The 9,433-nt window shown below is 64.4% G+C and carries 10 protein-coding genes and 1 pseudogene; 5 read left to right on the top strand and 6 right to left on the bottom strand.

Features of this window, described 5'->3' with window-relative positions; all coding sequences use genetic code 11:
* Window positions 1-254 (bottom strand): annotated as a pseudogene (locus VR74_RS17830) (sodium:proton antiporter); the annotation flags it as partial.
* Between the two features lie 243 nt (window positions 255-497).
* Between VR74_RS17830 and VR74_RS17835 the strand changes: the two are divergent.
* Window positions 498-1,226, top strand: coding sequence for a GGDEF domain-containing protein (locus VR74_RS17835; RefSeq protein WP_299951168.1), 729 nt, complete (start codon window positions 498-500; stop codon window positions 1,224-1,226).
* A gap of 77 nt (window positions 1,227-1,303) precedes the next feature.
* Here VR74_RS17835 and VR74_RS17840 read toward each other — a convergent pair whose 3' ends face one another.
* The 3 genes from VR74_RS17840 to VR74_RS17850 form a co-directional block, all read right to left on the bottom strand.
* Complete coding sequence (locus VR74_RS17840; protein WP_299951171.1) at window positions 1,304-1,651, bottom strand: hypothetical protein; 348 nt, start codon at window positions 1,649-1,651, stop codon at window positions 1,304-1,306.
* Between the two features lie 236 nt (window positions 1,652-1,887).
* Window positions 1,888-2,484, bottom strand: coding sequence for a hypothetical protein (locus VR74_RS17845; protein WP_045699091.1), 597 nt, complete (start codon window positions 2,482-2,484; stop codon window positions 1,888-1,890).
* Window positions 2,485-2,563: 79 nt separating this feature from the next.
* Window positions 2,564-3,439 (bottom strand): ABC transporter permease, encoded by an 876-nt coding sequence (locus VR74_RS17850; RefSeq protein WP_045699093.1) that lies wholly within the window; start codon window positions 3,437-3,439, stop codon window positions 2,564-2,566.
* A 276-nt stretch (window positions 3,440-3,715) separates the two neighbouring features.
* Here VR74_RS17850 and VR74_RS17855 point away from each other — a divergent pair, with 276 nt between their 5' ends.
* On the top strand, window positions 3,716-4,243 hold the full coding sequence (locus VR74_RS17855) for a GcrA family cell cycle regulator (RefSeq protein ID WP_045699095.1): 528 nt from the start codon (window positions 3,716-3,718) through the stop codon (window positions 4,241-4,243).
* 42 nt (window positions 4,244-4,285) lie between these two features.
* Here the strand turns inward: VR74_RS17855 and VR74_RS21300 are convergent, their stop codons facing one another.
* Entirely contained in the window at window positions 4,286-5,692 is a 1,407-nt protein-coding gene (locus tag VR74_RS21300; RefSeq protein WP_299951174.1) for a mechanosensitive ion channel domain-containing protein, read from the bottom strand.
* 279 nt (window positions 5,693-5,971) lie between these two features.
* Between VR74_RS21300 and VR74_RS17865 the strand changes: the two genes are divergently transcribed.
* Together VR74_RS17865 and VR74_RS17870 are read left to right on the top strand one after the other, a co-directional pair.
* Window positions 5,972-6,373, top strand: coding sequence for a hypothetical protein (locus VR74_RS17865; protein WP_045699097.1), 402 nt, complete (start codon window positions 5,972-5,974; stop codon window positions 6,371-6,373).
* Window positions 6,374-6,403: 30 nt separating this feature from the next.
* Window positions 6,404-6,910, top strand: coding sequence for a hypothetical protein (locus VR74_RS17870; RefSeq protein WP_299951177.1), 507 nt, complete (start codon window positions 6,404-6,406; stop codon window positions 6,908-6,910).
* Window positions 6,911-6,921: 11 nt separating this feature from the next.
* On the opposite strand, the gene VR74_RS17875 is transcribed toward VR74_RS17870, so the two are convergent.
* On the bottom strand, window positions 6,922-8,292 hold the full coding sequence (locus tag VR74_RS17875; RefSeq protein ID WP_045699099.1) for an ATP-binding protein: 1,371 nt from the start codon (window positions 8,290-8,292) through the stop codon (window positions 6,922-6,924).
* Window positions 8,293-8,528: 236 nt separating this feature from the next.
* Here VR74_RS17875 and VR74_RS17880 point away from each other — a divergent pair.
* On the top strand, window positions 8,529-9,433 hold a 905-nt coding region (locus tag VR74_RS17880), incomplete at its 3' end, for a TolC family protein (protein ID WP_045699109.1).

A 9,433-nucleotide genomic window follows, 5' to 3' on the forward strand; every position in this document is an offset into this window, starting at 1 on the left:
GGCGTGGAGACGAGGCCCCGCCTCATCAGGCCGCTCACCAGCGCCTCCACGCCGCCAGAATCGCGCATCCAGGCGATCAGCGCGCCGATCAGCAGGCAGAAAAGCAGTACGCGTGAATTGCCCGCGCTCTCGAACACGGCGGCGGCCCGGTCCACCGCCCCGAGCGCGCCCAGGCCCGGATTGAACCCCGCAATCAGCGTCTCGGACGTGACAAGCGCCAGTCCCAGCGCCGCATACACATTGCGCGTCAGCATGGCGACCACGATCGCCAGTACCGGCGGCAGGACAGTCAGGATATCCAGGGCTCAGCCTCCCATTGGTTGAAGCCGCAAACCTAAGCCCATTCGCTGCAAAAAGCCCAGCGCAACCTGCCTGCGGTCCCGCCTGCGGCAGTGCGACGCCGCGAATGCATCAAATTTCATTAATACCCGGCGGTTTTCCTAAGCCAATCGCCGCTAGGATGAGGGATTCCGATCAACCGGCAGGGCGCCGCCAATATGCAAGACATCAAAAAGAGGTTCTGGATACAGCAGACGCGCCTGATTCTCGTCGTGATGGCCGGCGCGGTCAGCTCGACGACTTTCGGCTCCTGGCTGACAAGCGGCCATCTCGACCCGTCTGCCCGCGCTCAGGCTGTACTCACCTCCGCAGCCATGTCGGCCGTCGTCGCGTCGCTCCTGCTCGCCTACACGCTCCGCCAGACCATGCGTTACCTGCGCCTGCACCTCAGGGTCCGCCACATGGCCAATTGCGACGACCTGACCGGCCTTGCCAACCGCCGCAGCTTCACCGAGAAGGCCACCGCGCGCCTCGCGGACGCCGCCTCCGCGCAGATCGGCCTCCTCCTCGTCGACATTGACTGGTTCAAGCGCGTCAATGACACGTATGGCCACGAGGCCGGTGACGAAACCCTGATCCAAATGGCCAACACGCTGATCCACGCCGCGCCCGAAGGCGCCCTGGTCGCACGCCTCGGCGGCGAGGAGTTCACGATCCTGTGCACCGTCGATGACGAAAAACAGCTCGAAGACATCGCCGAAACCGTCCGCAAAGCCACCGAAGCGGCCGGTTTCATCTATCGCGGCGACCATATCCGCGTGACGATCAGCCTTGGCCTGTCGGTCGCCCGGCCCGGTGATACGCTGTCCACCCTCCTCAACCGTGCGGACAGGGCGCTATACGACGCCAAGAGCCGCGGCCGCAACCGCTTCGCCCTGGCCGCCTGACCCGCAAACAGCAAAGACCCCGGCTTTCGCCAGGGCCTGCCTTTATCCGGGAGCGGAAGGGGCATTACGCTCCAGGACTATTCTTCGTCCGTCATGGCTTCGCCCGCATCATCAAGGGCCTCGCCGGCATCATCCAGCGCCTCGGCGGCCGTGTCTTCCGCCTCGTTAACAACCGGCTTGCCATAGTCTTCCGACGCGGCTTTTTTCCAGGCCGAGAATTCAGCGGCCGACAATTGGGCATCGCCATTGACGTCCCAGTCGGCAAAGGATTTTGCCGAGACCTCAGGCTTGTGCGCCTGGACTTCTTCAATCGTCAGGTAGCCGTCGGCATTGGTGTCGATATCGGCCATCGCCACATCTTCTCCGGCGAAGGCTGGGGTGGCCATCAGCGTGGCAATGGCAGCGAATGCAAATGTCTTCTTCATGGTGTCTACTCCGTTTGACATCCTGCTGAACGGGCAGAGGCCCAGGCAGGTGCGAGAACAAGCCCCCCACGCCCCCCGCGTTCCCAACCTGTCTGAATGCTAAGACTCCGGGCGAAAATGTGGCAGGCCGGAATGCCCCGCCCGGCGCATGGCGCGCATGAAAAAGCCGCCTGCAACGCACTTGCAGGCGGCTTCTCTCTCCCCCGGTGTTCCCCCCGGTCCTGCCGTCCGGCTTGCTAGAAGCTGAGCGGCGATTCTTCCGGTGCCTCAGGCGCGGCCTCTGGCTCCGGCATGTTGGCATCGACGGTTTCATCCATCGGCGCCGGTGCAGCCGACGCCGTGTTGCAGCAACGCACCTGCATCTCAAGGACGCGCTCGTTGAAGCGGCACTTCTCGTCATTGATCTCGCGCAGGAAGGACAGTCCTCCGGCGCGCGTCGTGTAGCGCGTCTGCGTACAGCTGGTCAGCGTGTAGCCCGGGCGGCAGGTGCCGGTGTCGGTCTTCTGCACGGTGCGGGTTTCGCAGACCATTTCATCCGTCTTCGCCATCGCCTCATTGGCGCGCTGCATCGCCGCGTCGGCCGTGGCCTGCGCCGCGGCAGCCGCGTTCGCGGCACTGTCGGCAACGCCGCGCGCATCGGACAGGCGCATGTCGGTTTCGGAAAGGGCCGTTGACTGGCCGTCAATCTCGACCTTCAGGCGGCACACGTCTTCCTGTGCCTTGTCGGGATTGGCGCAATAGTCGGCCACGCTCATGTCCTGCGGGATAAGGTTCTGGCACCCGGCCAGTGCCATGGCCAGCACCGTGCCGGCGGCGAGTTTCGCTATACGCATTGTAACCTCCGCGTTTCGTTCGCAGCGCATTAATGGCGCCCGAAGCCCGGGGGTCAATGCGACTCCCGTATCGCGGGAATCAGGCTTTCAGCTTGTAGCCGACCTTGAACATCCACCAGACGGCCGCCGTGGACAGGATGGACAACACGCCCGTCACCCACAGGCCTGTCACGATCGAGCTGTTCGCCACACCGATGAAGCCATAGCGGAACCCGTCGATCATGTAGAAGAACGGGTCGAGATGGGCGAGCGTCAGGAAGGGCTCCTTCATCACCTTGATGTCGTAGAACGTGCCCGACAGGAATGTCAGCGGAACGATCACGAAATTGGTCACCGCCGACAGGTGATCGAACTTGTCGGCCCAGATCCCGCCCATCGCGCCCAGCGCGCCGAGAATGATCGCCGCCGTCAGGCTGAACCAGACAATCGGCCAGACATGCACCACAGACAGGTTCGCCAGCCCGCTCAGCTGAATACCGAGGGCAGAGATCACGGCCACGATAACGCCGCGCGTAATCGCGCCGCCGAGGAAGCCGGCGGTCAGTTCAAGCGGCGAAAGCGGCGGCATCAGGAAGTCGACATGGGTTGCGTTGAACTTGGCCTGCACCAGACTGGAACTCGTATTCTGGAAGGCGTTCTGCAGGATCGCCATGATTACCAGGCCGGGCGCCAGGAAGTCATTATAGTTCAGGCCCTCGAAATCGCCCGTCAGGCGGCCGCGGTCGCCGAAAGCCAGCTTGAACACCGTCATGAACAGCAACGTCGTCACCACGGGGGCAAACACGGTCTGCATCCACACTTTCATGAAACGGCCGACTTCGCGCTTGTACAGGGTCCACAGGCCCAGGCCATTCACCGCGCCATACTGCCGGATCTGCCTGAGGCCGGAATCTGAACTGGAAGAAACGGTGGAATTCACGATAGCGGGTTTGGCGTCTGGGCTGATGTCTGTCATGCGGTGTATCTAATGCGCTGCGGCCCGATGAGCGAGGGGCAGGCGGCGACTTTTTTGCCTCTGCCCGGTTTTTGTGCCGCCCTGAACAAACCGCGACTCAGAAGACACAATATATAGAAAGCCTGTGGAAAGCTAAGTCTGCATGTTGTGTTTCATTTCGGTCCTGATACGATATCTAGGTGCTGAGAGAGATAGCGCGTAACTGCTGTCACAACATATAGGGGCTGACGGGACCGCGTATCGGGCCTTTAACCTAGAGCTGGGAGACCTCAATCCATGTCATGGACCGATGAACGGGTAAATGTGCTAAAGAAACTCTGGGCAGAAGGCCATTCGGCCTCCCAGATTGCCAAGCAACTGGGCGGCGTCACCCGCAATGCCGTGATCGGCAAGGTGCACCGCCTTGGCCTGTCCGGACGCGCCACGCCATCCCGCCCCGTCAAGCGCCCGCCGCGCCTGGCCCGGCCGAAGCCACGCCTCATGCCGGACGGTACCGTCACGATGCCGACACCGGCTGTCACCGCCCCGGCAGAACAGGCCCGTCCGGCCGAGCGCACGGCCATGATGGCCCCCCTGCCCCCGCTGCGTCAGGCCGATGGCGGCGCCGCCACCATCCTCACGCTGCGCGACTCCATGTGCAAATGGCCGATCGGTGATCCCGCCGATCCGAAATTCGCATTCTGCGGCCGCAAGTCCGATTGCGGCCCCTATTGCAGCGAGCATGCGAAAGTGGCCTTCCAGCCTGCCCGCAAGCGCGACACCAAGAAAAGCCAGTATGACTATGTGCGGCGCATCGCCGGCTGAGCCCGGACGGTAAATAAGCGGCGAACAGGAAAGCCCCCGGAGTTATTCTTCGGGGGCTTTTTCTGTTTGGAGCCGGGCATCGTCCGCCGAACCGGCCGTCTCGACCCGCACGCGCAGGGCTTCGGACGATTTGAGGTGAAGGTCCTGCTGCGGGAAAGGTATTTCGATCCCGTGCCGTTCGAGCGCCGAATGCAGCGCCCAATTATAGTCGGCAGTCACTTTGGCCGGCTTCTTGACCGCTTCTTCCGTCAGCCAGACCACCAGTTCGAAATCGAGGCTGGAATCGCCGAAACCGGTCAGCCAGACCTGCGGCATGCGCGGCCCCATGTTCTCCAGCGTCCAGGGCACTTCAGCGGCCGCTTCCATGCCCGCCACGCGGACAGTTTCCTTGTCGGTCCCGTAGGCCACGCCGAACTTTATATGCGTGCGCCGGCGCGCATCGCGCAGGGTCCAGTTGATCACCTGCGCCTTGATGAATTCCTCGTTCGGCACGAGGATGTCGACATTGTCGTTGGTCGTGATCAGCGTGGAGCGGATATTGATCTCGTTCACGAGGCCCGTCACACCTGACTGCAACTCGATGAAATCCCCGACCTTCACCGTCTTCTCGAACAGGATGATGATGCCGGAGATGAAGTTCGAAAAGATCGATTGCAGGCCAAATCCGACGCCGACGCCCAGCGCCCCGGAGAAGATCGTCAGCGCCGCAAGATTCACGCCCAGCGTCTGAAGCGCAAACACGATGGCAATCAGCATGAACACGATACTGGTCGTCTGCCCGAGCAGGCCCGCCATTGAGGGGTTGAGCCTGCTGGCAGAGCGGATCCTGCTTTGCACCGCAGCGCCGGCCATCCGCCCGATCCAGAGTGCAAGGCCCGCAATCACAAGGCTGGTCAGAATGCGCCAGACTGAAAGGGATCCCGCGCCGACCGGGAAGCGCATGGCATCCAGGGCCGTCACCGTCGGCTCCAGCCAGTGCAGGATGTAGAGCGCTGCCACGGTCCAGGCGATGACAGCGATCATGCGCGTCAGCAGGCTCTTCTTCATGTGCGATGTGAGCACCCGGATGATGATCCAGGCATTCAGCAGGCTGGCGGCGATGCGCAGGCCTTCATTAGGCAGGTCGGCAATCGCAAACCCGGCGACCGCCGCCCAGATGAAGATGACACTGATCAGCGGCCACATCACGCTCGCGAGCGACAGGTAGATCCGCGCCAGCGCATCCGGGCGGCCACGGTCCTCGGCGGCGGCATGCAATCTCTTGTTCGGCAGACGCGACAGCAGCCACCCGGCCACACCGGCCGCAATGATGATCCCCAACTGCCACAGTGTCGCGATCGAAAGGGCCTGCGCCAGCACGCCCTGGAACCAGACCATCAGGCTGTCAAAGATCGTCCCGACCTGTTTGGCAACCGCCTCGGTATCAATCTCGATGTCTTCCGGATTCATGATCTGCCCTTAAAGCCACTTCATCAGCCTGACCAGCATGAACGCGATCCCGGCGGTCACCGCAAGGATGACAGGCCATGCTGCGGCACGCCAGCCAGCGGTGGCCCCCGGCCTGCCGCCTGCGTCCGTGTCGTGCTGCCTGCCGGAGACTTAACCTGATTGGCGTCTCCGGCGCAAACAGCCGCGCAACCCGCCAGCCCGCCTCCGGCAATCTTGCCGCCGCTTCAGGCGCGGTCTAGACTCGGCGCTCACTCCCCAGCCGCCCACAAGGAACCCTTCATGACGCCATTGCGCCCGATCAGCTTCATCCTCGGTCTTGCGGCGCTCGCAGCCTGCTCCCAGCCTGCCGGCACCGCCATGGCCCCTGACGAACCCGTCGCGGCCACGCAGGCCGCCCTTCAGGGAACATGGCGGTCTGTGCATGACGCCAAGAGCATGATGACGATCCGCGACACGACCGTGACCGAAAGCTATGTCGGTGAGGAGCCGGGCGTTGCCACGCTGGCCGTCGTGTCCGATTGCGACAGCCAGACACCTGATCCGGCCGGGCAATCCTTCACGTTCGAGGATGACGGCGCCGACATCCGCTGCTTCACGCTGCTGGACGCCTCAGGCGACCATATCGCCTACAGCTATCATGCCCGCGGCAACACGCTCGCCTATGATCGCGTGCCTGACTGATCGCGCGGCAGACCCGCAAAGGAACTCGTTATGAAACGTGTACTGATCAGCTCGCTCTTCCTGGCATCATCCGCCGCGGCCCATGCCGAGGTGCTCGCTGCCGGGCCAGACCATTACGAACTGAAACAGGCAGCCGTCTCTGCCCTCTCCCCCGGCGAATTATGGGACCGGCTGATCCACCCGGAAGTCTGGTGGCACCCCGACCACACCTATTCCGGCGCCGCCGAGCACCTCTCCCTCGACCTGAAGGCGGGCGGCCTCTGGAAGGAAGCCTGGGATGATGGCTCGGTCGCGCATGGCACCGTGCTCACCGTATTGAACGGCAAGATGCTCCGCCTCGATGCGCCGTTCGGCCCGCTGCAGGACAAGGGCGTCAATGTCGTCTGGACGATCACCCTCGCCGCCGAAGGCGAAGGCACCAGGGTCACGTTTAACGAAACCGCCAACGGGACAGCTGCCAGCGCCCTGGACGACCTCGCGCCCGCCGTCGACTATGTCAAAACCGAAGCGATCACCCGGCTGGTGCGTCCGGACTGACCCGGGCGCTGTCAGAGCCGCGCGGCCGGCAGCCAGATTCCGAAGGCGCTGCCTTTTCCCATCCGGGTTTCGACGGCAAGGCCGCCGCGATGGTGGGCCATGATGTGTTTCACGATGGCGAGGCCGAGGCCCGTGCCCGTGATCTTGCCGCCCCGGCTCTGGTCGGCGCGGTAGAAGCGTTCGCCGAGGCGCGGCAGGTGTTCGCGCTCGATGCCCGGCCCCTCGTCTTCCACCCGCAGCCAGACGGAGGCATCCGGCTTGCCGGGCCGTCCCGCGGCCTGCAGCAGCGTCATCCGCTCGGCATCGACCCAGCCCTGCGCGGCCAGCGTGCGCGCCTCGGCCATGCTGCCGGCCTGTCCGAACGAGACGCGCACCTTGCCCCCGGCAGGCGTGTATTTCAGCGCATTGGTCAGCAGGTTTTCGACGACCTGAATGATCTCGTCCCGGTGGGCCACAACCGGCAAGGCCTCGTCGGGATCGCCCTCCAGCACCAGGCTGACACCCCGGTCATCGGCGACGGCCTGCAGGGCCTCGGTCGCATCCAGCGCAATGCGGGAGAAATTCTCCCGTTCGCTGGGCGGGATGTGTTCGGAAAACTCGATACGCGACAGGGACAGCAGGTCGGCGATGAGGCGGCTCATCCGTTCGGACTCGCCCGCCATGATGTCAAGGAAGCGCGGCCACGAGCCGGTATCATCCTTCGCCGGCCCGCGCATCGTCTCGATAAAACCCGACAGGGCCGTCAGCGGTGTGCGCAGCTCATGGCTGGCATTGGCCAGGAAATCAGACCGCGCCCGCGCCGCCCGGCGCACCGGCGTCAGGTCTTCCAGGACCACGAGCGTCTGCGCCGAGCCGGTCGGCCGCGACACGTGCGCCCGCCATGTCTCATCCGGCCCGCTGTCAACTTCCACGGATACCGTGCCGTCCCCGCCGCCCTGCGACATCCGGTCGATGGCCGACAGGAGGGCTGGCGAGCGGATTACCGTGCTTGCGCGCGGATTGGTCCGCCCGTCGAGGCGCAGGATCATGTCGGCCGGATCGTTGAACGCGACGATGCGCTTGTCATCATCCACTTCAAAGGCCGGCAGCGGCAGGGCGCGCAGCAACTGCGCCGAGTCCAGCCGGCGCTTTTCTTCCGGCACCGGCTGTGGGCTGGCCTCGCCCACGGGCAGGAAACTGGAAGACCCGATGTAATAGGCGAAGACGATCGACGCGAGCACGATGATTGCCGCGACGGCCACGATGAAATTCACCTCGCCCGTGATCGCCAGCAATAGCAGGACCAGGGCGAAACAGCTGCCAAGAACGGCAAAATCCCGCGCGCGGCGGCGTGATCCGCCACGCGGCACCTGCCGGTTCTCAGCTGGATCGGCCTTGCTCATCCCGTCTCCCGGCGCGGATCTGCGGCCTGTACCGCTTCCGCTGGCACCCGCATGGGAGCCTCCGCTTGCCGCTACAGCGCCGCCACCGGAATGCCAAGCCCCTTCAGGCGGCGCGGCCCGCCGCGGGGATAAATTATTGTCAGGGAAAAATTATTGAATTTCGATAATTTCTCGTTGACAGTCGACTAGGCCCATCGTAACCCCTGTCCAGTAAAAACGGGAGCCTCGTCTGCGGCATGAAACGTTCAATTCTTCTTCTCAGCACGGCAATTGTTGCAGCTTGCGCCACTTCGCCAACGTCTTCTCGTCCCAAGGCTGGCGAACCTGTGGAATTTTTTGCCGAAACGGCCAATGTGCCCGCCGAATGGGCGGCGCGCGGCGTCGCCGGTGTCGCCCCGACCGGTGACTGGCTCGGCCAGTTCAACGACCCCCTGATGGTCGGCCTCGTCAATGAAGCGCTGGCCAACAGCCCGACCCTGGAATCCCGCGCCGCCATCATGCGCGCCTCGGAAGCCGCCACCCGCTCCGCGCGCGCTGCCCGCCGCCCCAGCCTCAGCGCATCGGCCAGTGCCGGCGTCACATCCACCTCCAGCACGTTCGGCGGGTCGGCAGACCGAACGACGGACGGCCTCTATGGCATCGGCCTCGACGGCAGCTGGGAAATCGACCTCTGGAACCGTCTCGGCGCAGCCGTCGGTGCCGCCGATGCCGACTATGTTGCCAGCCAGGCAGATTTCGCCGCCGCAGAGCTCTCCGTCGCGGCCCAGACCGCCAATGCCTGGATCAGCCTCAACGAGGCCCTCGCGCAGGAACGGGTTGCCATGCTCACGCTCGAGGCCCGCGACCGGGTGCGCACGCTGACAGAGCGCCGCTTCCAGCGCGGCCTGTCCGATGCGCTCGATGTGCGCACCGCCCGCAGCACACTGGCCCAGGCCGAAGCGGCCATCGCGGCCCGCCGCCAGTTCACGGGTGAAACCGCCCGGCGCCTTGAAACACTGGTCGGCCGCTATCCGTCCGCCGAACTGGACGCACCGGCGGAAATCCCGATGCTCGAAGCCATCGTCTCGGAAGGCAATCCGGCGCTCCTGCTTTCGCGCCGCCCGGACATCGCGGCCGCCGAAGCCCGCGTGAAGGCCGCCGG

It is taken from the genome of Hyphomonas sp. BRH_c22 (assembly GCF_000961795.1).
Lineage (GTDB): Bacteria > Pseudomonadota > Alphaproteobacteria > Caulobacterales > Hyphomonadaceae > Hyphomonas.